The sequence below is a fragment of the Mycobacterium sp. AT1 genome (assembly GCF_002043095.1).
Lineage (GTDB): Bacteria > Actinomycetota > Actinomycetes > Mycobacteriales > Mycobacteriaceae > Mycobacterium.
This window is the reverse complement of the sequence record NZ_MVOC01000115.1, coordinates 1-18,937: the sequence shown is the minus strand read 5'-3', so window position 1 is coordinate 18,937 and position 18,937 is coordinate 1. Positions and strand designations below refer to the sequence as shown.

Sequence of the window (18,937 nt, the reverse complement as noted above, 5' to 3'; positions counted from 1 at the left end):
GGCAACAACCGCAACGACGGCGGTGGCGAACGGCAGAACAACCGCAACGACGGTGGCAACAACCGCAACGACGGCGGCGGCGAGCGGCAGAACAACCGCAACGACGGTGGCAACAACCGCAACGACAGCCGCAACGACAACGCCAACAACCGCGGCAACAACAACGCGAACAGCAACAACAACAACAACGCGAACAACAACGACGACGATGACGACGAGCGGGGTGGCCGGCGCGGTCGCCGGTTCCGTGACCGCAGGCGTCGCGGCGAGCGTGGCGACACCCAGGGCGGCGGCGGCAACAACGACCGCGACACCGAACTGCGCGAAGACGACGTCGTCCAGCCCGTCGCGGGCATCCTCGACGTGCTCGACAACTACGCGTTCGTCCGCACCTCCGGGTACCTGGCGGGCACCAACGACGTGTACGTCTCGATGAACATGGTCCGTAAGAACGGTCTGCGCCGCGGCGACGCCATCGTCGGCGCCGTCCGCGTGGCCCGCGAAGGCGAAGGTGGCGCCAACAGCAACAGCCAGAACCCGCGGCAGAAGTTCAACCCGCTGGTGCGGCTTGACTCGGTCAACGGCGGCCCCGTCGAAGACGCCAGGAACCGTCCCGACTTCCAGAAGCTGACGCCGCTCTACCCGAACCAGCGTCTGCGCCTCGAGACCAAGTCCGAACTGTTGACCACCCGCGTCATCGACCTGATCATGCCGATCGGCAAGGGTCAGCGCGCGCTGATCGTCTCGCCGCCCAAGGCCGGCAAGACGATGGTGCTGCAGAGCATCGCCAACGCCATCACCGTCAACAACCCGGAATGCCACCTGATGGTGGTTCTGGTCGACGAGCGACCTGAAGAGGTCACCGACATGCAGCGTTCGGTCAAGGGTGAGGTCATTGCCTCCACCTTCGACCGGCCGCCGTCAGACCACACCGCGGTCGCGGAGCTGGCCATCGAGCGCGCCAAGCGCCTCGTCGAGCAGGGCAAGGACGTCGTCGTATTGCTCGACTCCATCACCCGGCTCGGCCGCGCGTACAACAACGCGTCGCCCGCCTCCGGTCGGATTCTGTCCGGTGGCGTCGACTCCACGGCGCTGTACCCGCCGAAGCGCTTCCTCGGCGCGGCCCGCAACATCGAAGACGGTGGCTCGCTGACGATCATCGCCACGGCACTGGTCGAGACCGGTTCGATGGGCGACACGGTCATCTACGAAGAGTTCAAGGGCACCGGCAACGCCGAGCTCAAGCTCGACCGCAAGATCGCCGAGCGCCGGGTCTTCCCCGCGGTGGACGTCAACCCGTCGAACACGCGCAAGGACGAACTGCTGCTGTCCACCGACGAATTCGCCGTCGTGCACAAGCTGCGCCGGGTGCTGTCGGGACTCGACTCGCACCAGGCCATCGACCTGCTGATGAGCCAGCTGCGCAAGACGAAGAACAACTACGAGTTCCTCGTCCAGGTTTCCAAGAACACGCCGGGAACCGACAACGACTAACCCAGTCGAGATCTAAACGCGAAGGCCCCCGACGGCGTCGGGGGCCTTCCGCGTTTCTAGGCCAGTGCGGGGTCTTGGCGCAGGCCGGGCATGACGTAGCGGCGGACGTGGGTCAGCACCGCGTCGTGGTCGGTGGGGTCGAGTCGTTGTCCCGGCACGGTCGCCAACGTAAGCAGCGCGCGGGCAACCCATTCCGAGGCCTCGGCGACGTCGGTGTCCGGGTGGATCTCGCCACGTTCCATGGCGACGACGAGGTATCTGGACCAGAATTCGCCCAGGTCCGGCACCAGGCCCTGAACGCCAGCGCCCGCACATGCCGCGAACTCCTCTGGCTCCTCCAGTCGGAGCTTCATCAGGATGGCGCCCGGGTCGGCGTAGGCGGTTCGCCCGTGCCGGATGCCCGCCGCGATCTGCTCGTCGAGGCCGTCGATCTGCTCCAACATCGCGTGCGAGTCCGACCAGTACGCCTCGTTGAGTCGCACGATGGCCGCTCCCAGCAACGCGTTCTTGTCGGGGAAGTGCCGATAGAGCCAGCCGCGTGAGACGCCGGCGACCTCGGCCACCTCGGACACCGTGGTCGACCGAATCCCCTTGGCGCGCAGACACACCTCGGCCGCGTCGATCAGCCTGTCCCGCACGGTCTTGGCCGCCGGCCGGGGTGCGGTGGCGCTCGTCAACGGCGGGCTCCTGTTCGTTTCAGCGCGTTGGGTGGATCTGTGCATTCTGCCCGTTGCCAGACGGTACCGTTGTCGCTGGTCGTCAGTAGACACTTCGCAGTTTCTGTTCACTCACGGATCGAGGTAGCCAGCGATGGCGGACACACTCCAGCAGCTGCTCCGGACGAGGGCCGACCTCGACACGGTCGCCGTCGAGTACGGCGACGCGTCGTGGACCTGGCGGCAGCACATCGCCGAGGCGAGCGAACACGCCTCGGCGGTCATTGCCGTGGCAGACCCGTCGCGACCCCTTCACGTCGGCGTCCTCATGGGCAACAGCCCCGGCATGCTCACTGCGCTGGCCGCCGCCGGTCTGGGCGGCTACGTCCTGTGCGGGATCAACACCACCCGACGCGGCGAGGCGATCGCCCGCGACGTCGCCCGCGTCGACTGCCAACTGCTGCTCACCGACCCCGAGCACCGCCACCTGCTCGACGGCCTCGACCTGCCCGGCGTCCTCGTCGTCGACACGGGTAGCGAGGAGTGGGCCGGGCGACTCCGTGCCGCGCCAGCGCTGGTGCCGCACCGCGAAGTCGGCGCCGACGACACCTTCATGATGATCTTCACCTCGGGGACCAGCGGGGAGCCCAAGGCCGTCGAGGTGCCCCATGCGATGGTGCTGTTCGCAGGCAGCGCCCTGGTGCAGAGGTACGGCCTCGACGGTTCCGACGTCTGCTACCTGGCCATGCCGCTGTTCCACTCCAACGCCGTCTACGCGGGATGGAGCGTGGCGCTCGGCGCGGGTGCCGCCATGGTCCCCGCCGCGTTCTCCGCGTCGCGCTTCCTGCCCGACGTGCGCCGGCACGGGGCCACCTACATGAACTACGTCGGCAAGCCACTGGCCTACATCTTGGCGACAGCCGAACAACCCGACGACCACGACAACACGTTGCGAATCGCCTTCGGCAACGAGGCCGCCGACCGCGACATCGAGGAATTCAGTCGGCGGTTCGGCTGCGAGGTGTGGGACGGCTTCGGGTCGACGGAGACCGCCGTGATCATCACCCGGCCCGACGGCTGCCCGCCGGGGTCCATCGGCCAGGGCTTTCCCGGGGTCGCCGTCTACGACCCGGAAACGCTCACCGAGTGCGCCGTCGCCCGATTCGACGAGACCGGGGCGCTGGCCAACGCCGACGAGGCGACGGGGGAGTTGGTCAACACCAGCGGCAGCGGACTCTTCCGCGGGTACTACAACGATCCCGGGGCGACGGATCAGCGGTTGCGCCACGGCATGTACTGGTCCGGGGACCTCGCCTACCGGGACGCCGACGGGTGGATCTACCTCGCTGGCCGCACGGGCGACTGGATGCGGGTCGACGGCGAGAATCTCACGACCGCACCCATCGAGCGAATACTGTTGCGGCTCAACGTCATCAGTCGCGTCGCCGTGTACCCGGTGCCCGACGAGCACGTCGGCGATCAGGTGATGGCCGCACTGGTGCTTCGCGACGACGCCGACCTGACGCCCGAGGAGTTCGCCGAATTCCTCGGCGCTCAGCGCGACATGTCGCCGAAGGCCTGGCCCCGCTACGTCTGGATCGCCGACGACCTCCCGGCCACGGCGACCAACAAGATCCTCAAGCGCGAGCTGGTCGCCCTCGGTGTCGACCCGACTGACCGCGTGCTGTGGCGCCGGGACCGCGCCCGCTTCGACCCGGTGGTCCCTGCGGACCGCTGAGCTCGGCGGAATATGCCCCGGTATGCGTGCGTTTATGACTCTGACGGCTGACCTGGCATAATCGTCCGTCGACCCCTCGGTTCCGGTTCACGTTTGAGATCAGGTCAGGATCTCGGGCGACCCGGCGGCCAACGATAGAAGAGGACCAACATGAAATCGGGTATTCACCCCAACTACGTAGAGACCAACGTGGTCTGTGGCTGTGGAAACAGCTTCCAGACGCGTAGCACCAAGGAGAGCGGCCACATCGTGGTCGAGGTCTGCTCCCAGTGCCACCCCTTCTACACCGGCAAGCAGAAGATTCTCGACAGCGGCGGCCGCGTCGCACGCTTCGAGAAGCGCTACGGAAAGCGCGCTGGCGCCGCTGAGAAGGTCGAAGCCGACAAGTAGCTGTCCCATCGGCGCCCGTCCTGTCGCATTCGTCGACGGGATCGGGCGCCGATTGCGTTTCCGGTCACGGTTTGAAAGGGAGAAGGCACGATGGCGGCCACCGATTCGGCGACGAGGGTCGACGCGCTCCTCGCCGAGCACGCCGACCTCGAAACTCAACTCTCGGACCCGGCGCTGCACGCCGACGCCGGTGCCGCCCGCAGGGTGGGCCGCCGCTTCGCGCAGTTGGCGCCGATCGTGTCCACCCACCGCAAGCTGGAAACCGCCCGCGGTGACCTCGAGGCCGCCAAGGAGCTCGCGACCGAGGACGCCTCCTTCGCCGCCGAGGTGCCCGAACTGACCACGCGCGTCGCCGAACTCGAACAGCAGCTCAGCGATTTGCTGGCCCCCCGTGACCCGCACGATGCCGACGACGTCGTGATGGAAGTGAAGTCGGGGGAGGGCGGCGAGGAATCGGCCCTGTTCGCCGCCGATCTCGCCCGCATGTACATCCGATACGCCGAGCGACACGGCTGGAACGTCACCGTGCTCGACGAGACCTTCTCCGATCTCGGCGGCTACAAGGACGCGACGCTCCAGATCGCCAGCAAGGGCGACACTGCCGACGGCGTCTGGTCCCGTCTCAAGTTCGAAGGCGGCGTGCACCGCGTGCAGCGGGTGCCCGTCACCGAGTCGCAGGGCCGCGTGCACACCTCCGCGGCGGGGGTGCTGGTGTACCCCGAGCCCGAGGACGTCGCCGCCGTCCAGATCGACGAATCCGACCTACGCATCGACGTCTACCGGTCCTCGGGCAAGGGCGGCCAGGGCGTCAACACCACCGACTCCGCGGTCCGCATCACGCACCTGCCGACCAACATCGTCGTCACGTGTCAGAACGAACGTTCGCAGCTGCAAAACAAGGCGCGCGCGATGGTCGTGCTGGCCGCGCGCCTTCAGGCACTCGCCGAGGAGCAGGCCTCCGCAGACGCGTCGGCCGATCGCGCCAGCCAGATCCGCACCGTCGACCGCAGCGAACGCATCCGGACCTACAACTACCCCGAGAACCGGATCACCGACCATCGCGTGGGGTTCAAGGCGCACAACCTCGACCAGGTCCTCGACGGGGACCTCGACGCGATGTTCGACGCGTTGGCCTCCGCCGACAGACAAGCCAGGCTGCAGGAGACATGACGCGCCTGCGGCGGGCCATCGACGATGCGGCACGCACGCTAGCGCAGGCAGGAATCGACAGCGCACACGTCGACGCCGAACTGCTCGCCGCACACGTCGCGGGCGTGAATCGCGGCGTGCTGCGGTTCCACGATCCCGATGACGCCTTCTACGACGGCTACCGCACGCTGGTCGACGCCCGGGCGCGCCGGATTCCGCTGCAGCACCTCACCGCCACCGCGGCCTTCGGTCCGCTGCTCTTGGCCGTGGGACCTGGCGTCTTCATCCCGCGACCGGAGACCGAGGCGTTGCTGGAATGGGCTCTCAAGCAACGACTTCCGAATTCGCCGGTGATCGTAGACCTCTGCACCGGATCGGGAGCGTTGGCCGCCGCCCTGTCCGACGGGACACCCGGCGCCCACGTCGTCGCCGTCGAGGACTCGCCAGAAGCGCTGTCGTATGCCAGGCGCAACTGTGCAAGCCGTGACGTCGAGCTCGTCGAGGCCGACGTGACCAGTCCCGGGTTGCTGAGCGAGCGCGACGGCAGCGTCGACCTGCTGGTCTCGAACCCCCCGTACATTCCCGACGGTGCCGTGCTGGATCCCGAAGTGGCCGAACACGATCCGGCCCACGCGCTGTTCGGCGGTCCCGACGGAATGCGGGTCATCGGGCCGATCGTCACCCTTGCTGCCCGGCTGCTGCGCCCCGGTGCCTGTGTCGGCGTCGAGCACGACGACGACACCGCGGCGGCGACCGTCGCCCTCTTCGAACGCTCCGGTGCCTTCACCGACGTGACGTCGCGTCGGGATCTCGCCGGTCGCCCCCGGTTCGTCACTGCAACGAGGAAGAGGCAGGCTAGAGCTCATGGCTGAGGTATTCGACTGCGCGGACGAGACCCAACGATCCACCGGCATCGCGTCGGCGATCAGCGCGCTCAAGGGCGGCCGCCTCGTGGTGATGCCCACCGACACCGTCTACGGCATCGGCGCCGACGCGTTCGACGGAGCCGCGGTTGCCGCACTGCTGGCCGCCAAGGGCCGCGGCCGCGACATGCCCGTCCCCGTCCTCGTCGGGTCCTGGCACACCATCGACGGGTTGGTGTACTCGGTGCCCGAGTCGGCGAGAGAACTCATCCGCGCGTTCTGGCCGGGGGCGCTCAGCCTCGTCGTGCAGCAGGCGCCGTCGCTGCAGTGGGACCTCGGCGACGCGCAGGGCACCGTCATGTTGCGGATGCCGCTGCATCCGGTCGCGATCGACCTGCTCCGTGAGGTCGGCCCCATGGCGGTTTCGAGTGCCAACATCTCCGGCCGGCCCGCCGCCGTCACGGCCGCCGACGCTCGCGAACAGCTTGGTGACCTGGTCGAGGTCTACCTGGAGGCCGGACCATCCGCCAACGGCGCTGCCTCGACGATCGTCGACCTGACCGGTGCCCAACCCCGCATTCTGCGCGAGGGCCCCATCTCGTCGGCGGCCATCGCGACGGTCCTCGGAGTCGACGCGGAGACGCTGACGGACGCGACGTCGACCTAGGTCTCAGGTAGGTCCAGTACATTTCACCGCGTGGATGGCCTGCTCGCGTTGTCGGACCGCGGTGCTGGCGTCCCGCTGCGGGAACTGGCTCTCGTCGGGCTCACCGCCGCGATCGTCACGTACTTCGCCACCGGCTGGGTGCGCACCCTTGCCACCCGCCTCGGGGCGGTCGCCTACCCGCGCCAGCGCGACGTCCATGTTCAGCCGACCCCGCGGATGGGCGGCCTGGCCATGTACATAGGCGTGGCCGCCGCGGTGCTGCTGGCCTCCCAGCTGCCCGCACTCAACCGCGGCTTCGTCTACTCGACGGGTATGCCCGCGGTCGTGGTCGCCGGCGGGCTGATCATGCTGGTAGGCCTCATCGACGACCGCTGGGGGCTGGACTCGCTGACCAAGTTCGCCGGCCAGATCACCGCTGCCAGCGTGCTGGTCACGATGGGCGTGGCGTGGAGCGTGCTGTACATCCCGTTCGGCGGCGTCGGGACGATCGTGCTGGACCAGGTCACCTCGATCCTGCTGACGCTCGCGCTGACGGTGTCGATCGTCAACGCCATGAACTTCATCGACGGGCTGGACGGTCTCGCCGCCGGGCTGGGTCTGATCACCGCTGCGGCGATCTGCATCTTCTCCATCGGTCTGCTGCGCGATCACGGCGGCGACGTCCTGTTCTACCCCCCGGCGATGATCTCGGTGGTGCTCGCCGGCGCCTGCCTCGGGTTCCTGCCGCACAACTTCCACCCGGCCAAGATCTTCATGGGCGACTCGGGTTCGATGCTGATTGGTCTGATGCTGGCCGCCGCGTCGACCACCGCAGCGGGGCCGATCTCGCAGACGGCCTACGGGGCGCGCGACGTCTTTGCGTTGCTTTCCCCGTTCCTCCTGGTGGTCGCGGTGCTGTTCGTCCCCGCGCTCGACACCCTGCTGGCGATCGTTCGCCGCACCCGGGCCGGCGTTCACTTCACGACGCCGGACAAGATGCACCTGCACCACCGGCTGCTGCAGATCGGGCACTCCCACCGACGCGTGGTCCTGCTGATCTACATGTGGGTCGGCATCGTCGCGCTGGGGGCCGCCAGCACGATCTTCTTCGACCCGCGATACACCGGCGCGGTGATGCTTGCGGCCATCGTCGTGGCCGTCGTCATCACCCTCATCCCACTGCTTCGCAAGAGCCGAGAAGTTCCCAGCCAGTTATCAGACTGAGCAATACGACGCAAAGTAGTAGGGCCCGTTTAGGGGTGCCTACCATGTGGTAAGTTGCCTGCATAACCCGAAAGACCTCGCGGGTTGCCGGCCCGGCCCGGCGGTTTGAAAGAGCCGTTCGGTGCCGACGTACGACCGACAAAGGGAGCTACCCCTTGGGTGATTCCAGCGCGATCACCGCCCTCCGATACGCTCGTCGGGCACGCGCCGGGTCATTGTTTGTCAAAGGGGACAGCTTCCGTGAAAGCGTGGATTGAGGTGAGTCAGTGACGACGCCAGCGCAGGACGCGCCGTTGGTGTTCCCATCCGTGGCGTTCCGGCCGATGCGACTGCTGATCGTTTGCGTGGCGCTCACCGGAGTGGCCCTCTTGGCCTCGGGATTCCTCGGCCACATCTTCTTCGGAGTCTTCTTCGGCCTCGGCCTCGTCCTCGGTTTGCTCAATGCGCTGATGGTCCGACGTGCCGTCGAGTCGATCACCGCCGAAGACCACCCGCTGAAGAAGAAGATGGCCGTCAACTCGGCCATGCGGCTGTTCTTCATCACGGCCATCGGATTGACCGTCGCCATCGTGTTCAGAAAGCACGACGGCCTCGCGGTGCTCTTCGGCCTCGCAATCTTCCAAGCCGTGCTCGTGATGAGCACCAGCATCCCCGTCATGAAGAAGATCCGCTCCAGCGGACTAGACGTCGCAGAAACGCCCGCATCGGAATCGAAGGATTGAGCAGACGGCAATGAATGAGACCTTCCTCGCCGCCGAGGGTGGAGCCCCGATTCACGTCGGAACCCACGAATACGTATTTCAGTTCCTGGGCATGACGTTCAACGGCGACACCATCATCTCCACGGTGATCGCCGCCGTCATCGTCATCGCGCTGGCCTTCTTCCTCAAGTCCAAGGTGACCTCGACCGGCGTCCCCGGCGGAGTTCAGCTGTTCTTCGAGGCCATCACCATCCAGATGCGCCAGCAGGTCGAGGCCGCGATCGGCATGAAGATCGCGCCGTTCGTGCTGCCGCTCGCCGTCACCATCTTCGTGTTCATCCTGGTGTCGAACTGGCTCGCGGTGCTGCCGGTGCAATACGGCGGTTCCGACGGTGCCGCGGGCGAACTGATCAAGGCGCCCGCCTCCGACATCAACTACGTGCTGGCCCTCGCCGCGTTCGTCTTCATCTGCTACAACGCGGCGGGCATCTGGCGTCGCGGCGCCTGGGGCCACGCCAAGAAGTTGGTCAAGGGCCACGTCACACTGATGGCGCCCATCAACATCATCGAAGAGCTGGCCAAGCCGATCTCGTTGGCACTGCGACTCTTTGGCAACATCTTCGCCGGTGGCATCCTCGTGGCGCTCATCGCGATGTTCCCCTGGTACATCCAGTGGGCACCCAATGCCATCTGGAAGACGTTCGACCTCTTCGTCGGTCTGATTCAGGCCTTCATCTTCGCGCTGCTGACGATCTTGTACTTCAGCCAGTCGATGGAGCTCGATCACGACCACGAGGACGAGAACGAGAAAGCGCACCACTAGAAGCCAGCTCGACCCCGTAAGACCAGCAGTCCTGGTGGACACCCACCAGCTCACAAGGAGGAAAAAGGAATGGATCCAAACGCCCTCATCACGGCCGGTGCTCTCATCGGCGGTGGACTCATCATGGGTGGCGGCGCCATCGGCGCGGGTATCGGCGACGGTATTGCCGGTAACGCACTGATCTCCGGCATCGCCCGGCAGCCCGAGGCGCAGGGCCGCCTGTTCACGCCGTTCTTCATCACCGTCGGTCTCGTGGAGGCCGCGTACTTCATCAACCTGGCCTTCATGGCGCTGTTCGTCTTCGCCACGCCGGGTCTGTCGTAGTCCGTCGGCATGGGTGAACTCGGTTCGACTGTCCTGGCGGACGGCATCCACATCCTGGCGGCCAGCCAGGCAGCGGAAGAAGAGGGTGGCGGGGGTAACAACTTCCTGATCCCCAACGGCACCTTCTTCGTCATTCTGATCATCTTCTTGATCGTGCTCGGCGTGATCACGAAATGGGTTGTGCCACCGATCAGCAAGGTCCTCTCCGAGCGAGAGGCGATGCTGGCCAAGACCGCCGCAGACAGCCGCAAGTCGGCCGAGCAGGTCGCGGCGGCGCAAGCCGACTACGACGAGGCAATGGCCGGCGCTCGGACCGAGGCGTCGTCGATTCGCGACGAGGCCCGGACCGCGGGCCGCCAGGTGATCGACGAGAAGCGGGCCGAGGCCAGCGGAGAGGTTGCGGAGACCGTGCGCGAAGCGGATACACAGTTGTCCGAACAGCGTTCGTCGACGCAGTCCTCGCTCGAGTCGTCGGTGGACGGCCTGTCCGCCACGTTGGCGAGCCGCATCCTCGGCGTTGACGTCAACTCAGGCGGGAGCCGCTAAATGTCGACATTCATCGGTCAGCTGATCGGTTTCGCGGTCATCGTGTACATCCTGTGGCGCTTCGTCGTGCCGCCGGTGAAGACGTTGATGAAGAAGCAGCAGGACGCCGTCCGCACCGCGCTCGCCGAGAGTGCCGAGGCGGCAAAGAAACTCGCCGACGCCGACGCCATGCATGCCAAGGCACTCAAGGACGCCAAGGCGCAGGCGTCCAAGGTGACCGACGAGGCTCGGCAGGATTCGGAGCGCATCGCGAGCCAGCTCGAAGAGCAGGCAGTCGTCGAAGCCGAGCGGCTGAAGACTCAAGGCGCGCAACAAGTTCAGCTCATGCGGCAGCAGTTGATCAGGCAGCTGCGGCAGGGATTGGGCCAGGAGTCGGTCGACAAGGCCGACGCGCTGGTTCGGGCGCACGTGGCCGATCCCGCAGCCCAGGCGGCCACGGTCGACCGCTTCCTCGACGAGCTCGACCAGATGGCGCCGTCCTCGGTGGCGATCGAAACGGGTGTCTCGGCTCGGCTTCGTGCCGCCAGCCGGGCCGCCTTCGAGGAGCTCACCAAGGCGTTCGACGACGTCGCAGGCAACCTGGATGCGGCGAGTCTGACCACCGTCGCCGACGAACTCACCGGAGTGGTGGGTGTGCTCGGCGCAGAGCCGACCCTCACCAGGCACCTCACCGAGCACAACGACGACTCCGACGCGAAGGTGCGTCTGACCGACCGGCTGTTCTCGAACAAGGTCGACGAGCACACGCTCCAGTTGCTGCGGACCGCCGTGTCCCAGCGCTGGTCGGCCGCGGCGGACTTCGTCGACGGCATCGAACACCTGGCCCGGCTCGCGCTCCTCAAGCGTGCCGAGCTCGAGAACCAGGTCGACGAGGTCGAAGAGCAGCTCTTCCGGTTCGGCCGGGTGTTGGACTCCGAGCCACGCCTGACCGCCCTTCTCAGCGACTACACGACTCCGCTGGACGGCCGAATCGCCCTCTTGGACAAGGTCGTCGGGGGATCGGGCGTCGACGGTACGGCCGCGGCTCTGCTCAAGCAGACCATTGGCCAGCTGCGCGGCGAACGTGCCGACGAGGCCGTGGTGGACCTGGCCGAGCTGGCCGTCGCCCGCCGTGGCGAAGTCGTCGCCCACGTCGACGCGGCCGCCGAGCTGACCGACGCCCAGCGCGATCGGCTCGCCGAACTGCTGACCCGGATCTACGGCCACCCGGTTGCGGTCCAGCTGAACGTCGATCCCGAGGTGCTCGGTGGCCTCTCGATCACCGTCGGCGACGAAGTGATCGACGGTTCCATCGCATCCCGGCTGGCGGCCGCTCAGACCCAGCTGCCCGACTGACCCACAATCCAATCCAAAAGGTAGGAAGACCAAGAACATGGCAGAGTTGACAATCTCCGCTGCTGACATCGAAGGTGCCGTCGAGGAGTACGTGTCCTCGTTCTCCGCCGACACCGAGCGCGAAGAGATCGGCACAGTCATCGACGCCGGTGACGGCATCGCCCACGTCGAGGGCCTGCCCTCGGTCATGACCCAGGAACTCCTCGAGTTCCCCGGTGGCGTTCTCGGTGTCGCACTGAACCTCGACGAGCACAGCATCGGTGCGGTCATCCTCGGCGACTTCGAGAAGATCGAACAGGGCCAGCAGGTCAAGCGCACCGGCGAGGTGCTCTCGGTACCCGTCGGCGACGGATTCCTGGGCCGCGTGGTGAACCCGCTGGGCCAGCCCATCGACGGCCAGGGCGACATCGACACCGACATCCGTCGTGCGCTGGAACTGCAGGCGCCCTCGGTGGTTCAGCGTCAGGGCGTCGAGGAGCCGTTGCAGACCGGCATCAAGGCCATCGACGCGATGACGCCCATCGGCCGTGGCCAGCGTCAGCTGATCATCGGTGACCGCAAGACCGGCAAGACCGCGGTTTGCGTCGACACGATCCTCAACCAGCGTGAAGCCTGGGCGACCGGCGACCCGAAGCAGCAGGTCCGCTGCGTGTACGTCGCGATCGGCCAGAAGGGCACCACGATCGCCAGCGTCAAGCGCGCCCTCGAAGAGGGCGGCGCGATGGAGTACACCACCATCGTGGCGTCCCCGGCGTCGGATCCCGCCGGCTTCAAGTGGCTTGCGCCGTACACCGGTTCGGCCATCGGTCAGCACTGGATGTACGACGGCAAGCACGTCCTCATCGTCTTCGACGACCTGTCCAAGCAGGCCGACGCCTACCGCGCGATCTCGCTGCTGCTGCGTCGCCCGCCGGGCCGTGAAGCGTTCCCCGGCGACGTCTTCTACCTCCACTCCCGTCTGCTGGAGCGGTGCGCCAAGCTGTCCGACGAGCTGGGTGGCGGATCGATGACCGGGCTTCCGGTCATCGAGACCAAGGCCAACGACATCTCGGCGTTCATCCCGACCAACGTCATCTCGATCACCGACGGCCAGTGCTTCCTGGAGTCCGACCTGTTCAACCAGGGCGTGCGACCGGCCATCAACGTCGGTGTGTCGGTGTCGCGCGTCGGTGGTGCTGCCCAGATCAAGGGCATGAAGGAGGTCGCGGGCTCGTTGCGACTGGACCTCTCGCAGTACCGCGAGCTGGAGTCCTTCGCAGCGTTCGCGTCCGACCTGGACCCGACGTCGAAGGCTCAGCTCGAGCGCGGCAGCCGGCTGGTGGAGCTCCTCAAGCAGCCCCAGTACAGCCCGTTGTCGGTCGAGCAGCAGGTCATCGCGATCTTCCTCGGAACCAAGGGTCACTTGGATTCGGTGCCGGTCGAGGACGTGCAGCGCTTCGAGTCCGAGTTCCTCGAGCACGTCAAGGCCAGCCATGACGACATCTTCAGCGGCATCCGGGAAACCAAGAAGTTCCCGGAAGACGCCCAGGAGAAGCTGACTCACATCGTCAACGAGTTCAAGAAGGGCTTCGCAGCCACCGACGGCAGCTCCGTTGCCGTCAACGAGGCCGAGACCGAGGCGATGGACGAAGAAGACGTCGAGAAGGAATCGGTCAAGGTCCGCAAGCCGGCGCCGAAGAAGAAGTAGGTAGGAGACATGGCAGCCACACTGCGCGAGCTACGCGGGCGCATCCGTTCCGCCGGGTCGATCAAGAAGATCACCAAGGCCCAGGAGCTGATCGCCACGTCGCGTATTGCCAAGGCGCAGGCGCGCGTTCAGGCAGCTCGGCCGTACTCCGACGAAATCACCAACATGCTCACCGAGCTTGCGGGCGCCAGTGCACTGGACCACCCGCTGCTCGTCGAGCGGGAGTCGCCCAAGCGCGCCGCTGTGCTCGTCGTGTCCTCCGACCGGGGGCTCTGCGGGGCCTACAACGCCAACGTGCTGCGGCAGTCCGAAGAGCTCTTCGCGCTGCTGCGGGACGAGGGCAAGACTCCCGTGATCTATGCGGTGGGCCGAAAGGCGCTGGGTTACTACAGCTTCCGTCAGCGTGAGGTGAAGGACTCCTGGACCGGCTTCTCCGAGCGGCCGACCTACGAGCAGGCCCGCGAGATCGCCGACGTTCTCGTCGCCGCCTTCATGGCCGGCGTCGACGACGACGACGAGAACGCGGGCGACGACGGGATTCTGGGCGTCGACGAAATCCACATCGTCTTCACGCAGTTCAAGTCGATGCTCTCGCAGTCGGCCGTCGCGCTGCGAATCGCTCCGATGGTGATCGAGTACGTCGGCGAGCAGGAGAACGACGGTCCGCAGACGTTGTTCTCCTTCGAGCCAAATGCTGAGAACCTGTTCGACGCGCTGTTGCCGCGCTACATCGCCACCCGCGTCTACTCGGCGCTACTGGAGGCCGCGGCATCCGAGTCCGCGTCGCGGCGCCGGGCGATGAAGTCGGCCACCGACAATGCCGACGATCTGATCAAGGCGTTGACGCTGGAGGCCAACCGCGAGCGTCAGGCCCAGATCACCCAGGAAATCAGCGAGATCGTCGGTGGCGCCAACGCGCTCGCCGACGCCAAGTAGCCCCGATACCCCACACCCGGAAGCGAAGAGAAGCGAAGAGACAATGACTGCCACCGCAGAAGATTCCAAGACCGCTGGTCGCGTGGTCCGCATCACCGGCCCGGTCGTCGACATCGAATTCCCGCGTGGTTCGGTGCCCGAGCTGTTCAACGCGCTGCACGCCGAGATCACCTACGAGCAGATGGCCAAGACGCTGACGCTCGAGGTCGCCCAGCACCTCGGTGACAACCTGGTGCGCACCATCTCGATGCAGCCCACCGACGGTCTCGTTCGCGGCGTCGAGGTCACCGACACCGGCAAGTCGATCTCCGTGCCCGTCGGCGACGGCGTCAAGGGCCACGTGTTCAACGCCCTCGGCGACTGCCTCGACGAGCCCGGCTACGGCGAAGACTTCGACCACTGGTCGATCCACCGCAAGCCGCCGCCATTCTCGGAGCTCGAGCCGCGGACCGAAATGCTCGAGACCGGTCTGAAGGTCGTCGACCTCCTCACGCCGTACGTGCGTGGTGGCAAGATCGCCCTGTTCGGTGGTGCCGGCGTCGGCAAGACGGTGCTCATCCAGGAGATGATCAACCGCATCGCCCGCAACTTCGGTGGTACGTCCGTGTTCGCAGGCGTTGGGGAGCGCACCCGTGAGGGCAACGACCTCTGGGTCGAGCTCGCCGACGCAGACGTCCTCAAGGACACCGCCTTGGTGTTCGGCCAGATGGACGAGCCGCCAGGCACGCGTATGCGCGTCGCCCTGTCGGCGCTGACCATGGCGGAGTACTTCCGCGATGAGCAGAACCAGGACGTGCTGTTGTTCATCGACAACATCTTCCGGTTCACGCAGGCCGGGTCCGAGGTCTCCACGCTGCTCGGCCGCATGCCGTCGGCGGTGGGTTATCAGCCGACGCTGGCCGACGAGATGGGCGAGCTGCAGGAGCGCATCACCTCGACCCGTGGTCACTCCATCACCTCGATGCAGGCCGTGTACGTGCCCGCCGACGACTACACCGACCCGGCACCGGCGACGACGTTCGCGCACTTGGACGCCACCACGGAACTTTCCCGTGCGGTGTTCTCCAAGGGCATCTTCCCCGCGGTGGACCCGCTGGCCTCCAGCTCGACCATCCTCGACCCGGCCGTGGTCGGCGACGAGCACTACCGGGTCGCGCAGGAAGTCATCCGCGTTCTGCAGCGCTACAAGGATCTTCAGGACATCATCGCGATCCTCGGCGTCGACGAACTGTCCGAAGAGGACAAGCAGTTGGTCAACCGGGCCCGTCGCATCGAGCGCTTCCTGAGCCAGAACATGATGGCGGCCGAGCAGTTCACCGGCCAGCCGGGCTCGACCGTGCCGCTGAAGGAGACCATCGAGGCCTTCGACAAGTTGACCAAGGGTGAGTTCGACCACCTGCCCGAGCAGGCGTTCTTCCTCATTGGCGGGCTCGACGACTTGGCCAAGAAGGCCGAGAGCTTCGGCGCCAAGTTGTGATGATCGATCCGAGCCGAAAGGTGGTGACCGATGGCTACTGAAATTCACGTCGAGATCGTGGCCGTCGAGCGTGAGCTGTGGTCAGGGGATGCGACGTTCGTGTTCACCCGCACCACGGCCGGCGAGATCGGCATCCTGCCACGGCACATCCCCCTGGTAGCCCAGCTCGTCGACGACGCCATGGTGCGCGTCGAGCGGGAGGGCGAGGACGACCTTCGCATCGCGGTCGACGGAGGGTTCCTCTCCGTAACCGACGAAGCCGTCCGAATTCTGGTCGAGAACGCGCAGTTGGAGTCGGAGATCAACGCCGACGAAGCCAAGCAGGACGCTGAGTCCGACGACGAGCGCACGGCAGCGTGGGGCAGGGCGCGGTTGCGCGCCCTCGGCGAGCTCGACTGATTTCGCGATGAGCGCGTCCATGATCACCATGGTCGCGCTGATCGGCGTGTTGTTGCTGGTCGTGCTCGCGCTGTCGTACCGGCTGTGGAAGTTGCGTCAGGTGGGCGGTTCTGCCGCCATCCTGCGCGACGTTCCCGCCGTTGGCGGGCACGGCTGGCGGCACGGAGTGGTGCGCTACCGCGGCGGCGAGGCCGGCTTCTATCGGCTGTCGAGCCTGCGGTGGTGGCCCGACCGTCGGCTTTCGCGACGCGGCATCGAAGTGGTGTCACGACGTGCGCCGCGTGGCGACGAATTCGACATCATGAGCGCCGAGATCGTCGTGCTCGAACTCCGCGACACCGGTCCGGAGAGTCGAAGGGGCTACGAGATCGCCCTGGACCGTGGCGCGTTGACCGCGTTCACGTCATGGCTCGAGTCGCGCCCGTCGCCGCGCGCTCGCCGGCGACAGAACTAGGCCTTCGGGCCACCCGGCTGCCACAGCACGTCGCCGTCGGGATTGGCCACTCGGCACAGGATGAACAACAAGTCCGACAGCCGATTCAAGTACTTCGCCGGTAGTGGGCTGATCGAATCGCCGTGGGCGTCGACCGCCCGCCACGCGGTCCGCTCCGCCCGTCGCGCGACGGTCCGCGCCACGTGGAGCAGCGCCGACAGGGGAGTGCCGCCCGGCAGAATGAACGAATTCAGCGCGGGGAGCGGCTCGTTGAACTCGTCGCACCACGATTCGAGCCGGTCGACGTAGTCCTGCGTGATCCGCAGCGGCGGGTACTCCGGGTTCTCGACCACCGGCGTCGACAGGTCCGCGCCGGCGTCGAAGAGGTCGTTCTGCACCTGGCGCAAGACGGCCAGAACCCGTTCGTCGGGAGCGCCCAGCGAGACGGCGACGCCGATGGCGGCATTCGCCTCGTCGCAGTCGGCGTATGCCTCGAGACGTGGGTCGTTCTTGGACACCCTGCTGAAGTCGCTCAGCCCGGTCGATCCGTCGTCGCCGGTTCGGGTGTAGATGCGGGTCAGGTGAACTCCCATGTCGAAACCGTACCCGGGCCTGATTGGCGGAAACGGCTCTCGCTGGTCTGCGCTGCTTAGACTGGCCGCGTGAGCGAGCGATTCGTAGTGACCGGTGGTACCCGGTTGGCGGGCGAAGTTGCCGTGGGTGGTGCCAAGAACAGCGTCCTTAAGTTGATGGCGGCGGCCCTGTTGGCAGAGGGCACCAGCACGATCACGAATTCGCCCGACATTCTCGACGTCCCCCTGATGGCCGAGGTGCTCCGAGGTCTTGGCGCCACGGTCGACATCGACGGCGACACGGTCCGGATCACCTCGCCGGACGAGCTGAAGTACGACGCCGACTTCGCGGCGGTACGCCAGTTCCGCGCGTCGGTGTGCGTTCTCGGCCCCTTGGTCGGGAGGTGCAAGAAGGCGAAGGTGGCTCTTCCGGGGGGTGACGCGATCGGATCGCGGCCCCTCGACATGCACCAGGCCGGTCTGCGCCAGCTCGGAGCGCGATGCAACATCGAGCATGGCTGCGTGGTCGCGGAGGCAGACCACCTTCGGGGCGCTGAGATCCAACTGGAGTTCCCCTCGGTGGGTGCCACCGAGAACATCCTGATGGCGGCCGTCCTTGCCGAGGGGGTGACGACGATCCACAACGCAGCGCGTGAACCCGACGTCGTCGACCTCTGCACGATGCTCAACCAGATGGGCGCCCAGATATCGGGGGCGGGCTCGTCGACGATGACCATCACCGGGGTGGACCGGCTGCATCCCACCGAACACCGGGTAATCGGCGACCGCATCGTCGCGGCCACGTGGGGGATAGCGGCGGCCATGACCCGGGGCGACATCTCGGTGACGGGGGTCGACCCTGCGCATCTGCAGTTGGTGCTGCACAAGCTGCACGACGCGGGGGCCACGGTCACCCAACACGACAACGGGTTCCGCATCGTGCAGTACGAGCGACCCAAGGCGGTCAACATGGCGACGCTGCCGTTCCCCGGGTTCCCGACCGATCTTCAGCCCATGGCGATCGGGCTGGCGTGCATCGCCGACGGGACGTCGATGATCACCGAGAACGTGTTCGAGGCTCGGTTCCGTTTCGTGGAGGAGATGATCCGGCTTGGCGCCGATGCGCGGACAGACGGCCACCACGCGGTGGTCCGAGGCATTCCGCAGCTGTCGAGCGCACCGGTGTGGGCCTCGGACATTCGAGCGGGCGCCGGCCTGGTGCTGGCTGGACTCGTCGCAGATGGGGACACCGAGGTGCACGACGTGTTCCACATCGATCGCGGCTACCCACTGTTCGTGGAGAACCTGGTCAGTTTGGGTGCGGAAATCGAGCGCGTAAGCTAGCCCAAGACGCCGGTGCAGCGACGCCAAGCCTCTGACCAGCGGATTTGACTTCGCTGCGGCGGAAGACCTAATCTAATCGAGTTGCCCCAGTACGGGGGACAAAGAAGTTTGACTCTCTGGCTCAGATAGTTTAAGCTGGCAGGGTTGCCCCGAAACGGGGAACTTCGCAAGAATCTGGTCTGTTGTTTGAGAACTCAATA

General features: G+C 66.4%; 20 protein-coding genes. 18 read left to right on the top strand and 2 right to left on the bottom strand.

Going from position 1 to position 18,937, the window contains the following annotated elements; genetic code table 11:
- Window positions 1-1,494, top strand: a 1,494-nt coding sequence (gene rho / locus B1790_RS33765; protein ID WP_233165445.1) for a transcription termination factor Rho, incomplete at its 5' end; no start/stop codon positions are given.
- A gap of 56 nt (window positions 1,495-1,550) precedes the next feature.
- Here the strand turns inward: rho and B1790_RS33760 are convergent.
- On the bottom strand, window positions 1,551-2,171 hold the full coding sequence (locus B1790_RS33760; RefSeq protein ID WP_142271679.1) for a TetR/AcrR family transcriptional regulator: 621 nt from the start codon (window positions 2,169-2,171) through the stop codon (window positions 1,551-1,553).
- Between the two features lie 133 nt (window positions 2,172-2,304).
- On the opposite strand from B1790_RS33760, the gene fadD1 reads away from it, so the two are divergent.
- From fadD1 to B1790_RS33680, 16 genes are all read left to right on the top strand, one after another.
- Complete coding sequence (fadD1, locus tag B1790_RS33755) at window positions 2,305-3,888, top strand: fatty-acid--CoA ligase FadD1 (RefSeq protein ID WP_079927621.1); 1,584 nt, start codon at window positions 2,305-2,307, stop codon at window positions 3,886-3,888.
- A gap of 150 nt (window positions 3,889-4,038) precedes the next feature.
- Window positions 4,039-4,278: a 50S ribosomal protein L31 gene (gene rpmE, locus B1790_RS33750; RefSeq protein WP_056559875.1), complete on the top strand. Its 240-nt coding sequence runs from the start codon at window positions 4,039-4,041 to the stop codon at window positions 4,276-4,278.
- Window positions 4,279-4,368: 90 nt separating this feature from the next.
- Window positions 4,369-5,448 (top strand): peptide chain release factor 1, encoded by a 1,080-nt coding sequence (gene prfA / locus B1790_RS33745; RefSeq protein WP_079927620.1) that lies wholly within the window; start codon window positions 4,369-4,371, stop codon window positions 5,446-5,448.
- Window positions 5,445-6,299 carry a peptide chain release factor N(5)-glutamine methyltransferase gene (gene prmC / locus B1790_RS33740; protein ID WP_079927619.1) on the top strand — a complete coding sequence of 285 codons (855 nt, stop codon included), beginning with the start codon at window positions 5,445-5,447 and terminating at the stop codon, window positions 6,297-6,299. The genes prfA and prmC overlap by 4 nt, the downstream gene beginning before the upstream one ends.
- Complete coding sequence (locus tag B1790_RS33735) at window positions 6,292-6,957, top strand: L-threonylcarbamoyladenylate synthase (RefSeq protein WP_079927618.1); 666 nt, start codon at window positions 6,292-6,294, stop codon at window positions 6,955-6,957. The genes prmC and B1790_RS33735 overlap by 8 nt, the downstream gene beginning before the upstream one ends.
- 30 nt (window positions 6,958-6,987) lie before the next feature.
- Window positions 6,988-8,160, top strand: coding sequence for a glycosyltransferase family 4 protein (locus B1790_RS33730; RefSeq protein WP_079927617.1), 1,173 nt, complete (start codon window positions 6,988-6,990; stop codon window positions 8,158-8,160).
- A 266-nt stretch (window positions 8,161-8,426) separates the two neighbouring features.
- Window positions 8,427-8,882 carry an ATP synthase subunit I gene (locus tag B1790_RS33725; protein ID WP_079927616.1) on the top strand — a complete coding sequence of 152 codons (456 nt, stop codon included), beginning with the start codon at window positions 8,427-8,429 and terminating at the stop codon, window positions 8,880-8,882.
- A gap of 10 nt (window positions 8,883-8,892) precedes the next feature.
- Window positions 8,893-9,684, top strand: a complete 792-nt coding sequence (gene atpB / locus B1790_RS33720; protein ID WP_079927615.1) for a F0F1 ATP synthase subunit A — start codon at window positions 8,893-8,895, stop codon at window positions 9,682-9,684.
- Window positions 9,685-9,753: 69 nt separating this feature from the next.
- Window positions 9,754-10,008 carry a F0F1 ATP synthase subunit C gene (locus B1790_RS33715; RefSeq protein ID WP_056559889.1) on the top strand — a complete coding sequence of 85 codons (255 nt, stop codon included), beginning with the start codon at window positions 9,754-9,756 and terminating at the stop codon, window positions 10,006-10,008.
- A gap of 9 nt (window positions 10,009-10,017) precedes the next feature.
- Entirely contained in the window at window positions 10,018-10,554 is a 537-nt protein-coding gene (locus B1790_RS33710; protein ID WP_079927614.1) for a F0F1 ATP synthase subunit B, read from the top strand.
- Window positions 10,555-11,889, top strand: a complete 1,335-nt coding sequence (locus B1790_RS33705) for a F0F1 ATP synthase subunit B/delta (RefSeq protein WP_079927613.1) — start codon at window positions 10,555-10,557, stop codon at window positions 11,887-11,889.
- 37 nt (window positions 11,890-11,926) lie between these two features.
- Window positions 11,927-13,576 carry a F0F1 ATP synthase subunit alpha gene (gene atpA / locus B1790_RS33700; protein WP_079927612.1) on the top strand — a complete coding sequence of 550 codons (1,650 nt, stop codon included), beginning with the start codon at window positions 11,927-11,929 and terminating at the stop codon, window positions 13,574-13,576.
- 9 nt (window positions 13,577-13,585) lie between these two features.
- Window positions 13,586-14,512, top strand: a complete 927-nt coding sequence (locus B1790_RS33695; protein WP_079927611.1) for a F0F1 ATP synthase subunit gamma — start codon at window positions 13,586-13,588, stop codon at window positions 14,510-14,512.
- A 43-nt stretch (window positions 14,513-14,555) separates the two neighbouring features.
- Window positions 14,556-15,989 (top strand): F0F1 ATP synthase subunit beta, encoded by a 1,434-nt coding sequence (atpD, locus tag B1790_RS33690; RefSeq protein WP_079927610.1) that lies wholly within the window; start codon window positions 14,556-14,558, stop codon window positions 15,987-15,989.
- A gap of 30 nt (window positions 15,990-16,019) precedes the next feature.
- Window positions 16,020-16,388 (top strand): F0F1 ATP synthase subunit epsilon, encoded by a 369-nt coding sequence (locus tag B1790_RS33685; RefSeq protein WP_056559902.1) that lies wholly within the window; start codon window positions 16,020-16,022, stop codon window positions 16,386-16,388.
- Window positions 16,389-16,395: 7 nt separating this feature from the next.
- Window positions 16,396-16,842 carry a DUF2550 domain-containing protein gene (locus tag B1790_RS33680; RefSeq protein WP_079927609.1) on the top strand — a complete coding sequence of 149 codons (447 nt, stop codon included), beginning with the start codon at window positions 16,396-16,398 and terminating at the stop codon, window positions 16,840-16,842.
- Here B1790_RS33680 and B1790_RS33675 read toward each other — a convergent pair.
- A complete protein-coding gene (locus B1790_RS33675) occupies window positions 16,839-17,414 on the bottom strand; it encodes a cob(I)yrinic acid a,c-diamide adenosyltransferase (RefSeq protein ID WP_056559906.1) in 576 nt (191 codons plus the stop codon). The two genes, B1790_RS33680 and B1790_RS33675, sit on opposite strands and share 4 nt — an antisense overlap.
- Window positions 17,415-17,483: 69 nt before the next feature.
- Here B1790_RS33675 and murA point away from each other — a divergent pair, with 69 nt between their 5' ends.
- Window positions 17,484-18,737, top strand: a complete 1,254-nt coding sequence (gene murA / locus B1790_RS33670) for a UDP-N-acetylglucosamine 1-carboxyvinyltransferase (protein ID WP_056559907.1) — start codon at window positions 17,484-17,486, stop codon at window positions 18,735-18,737.
- The last annotated feature ends 200 nt before the right edge of the window (window positions 18,738-18,937 follow it).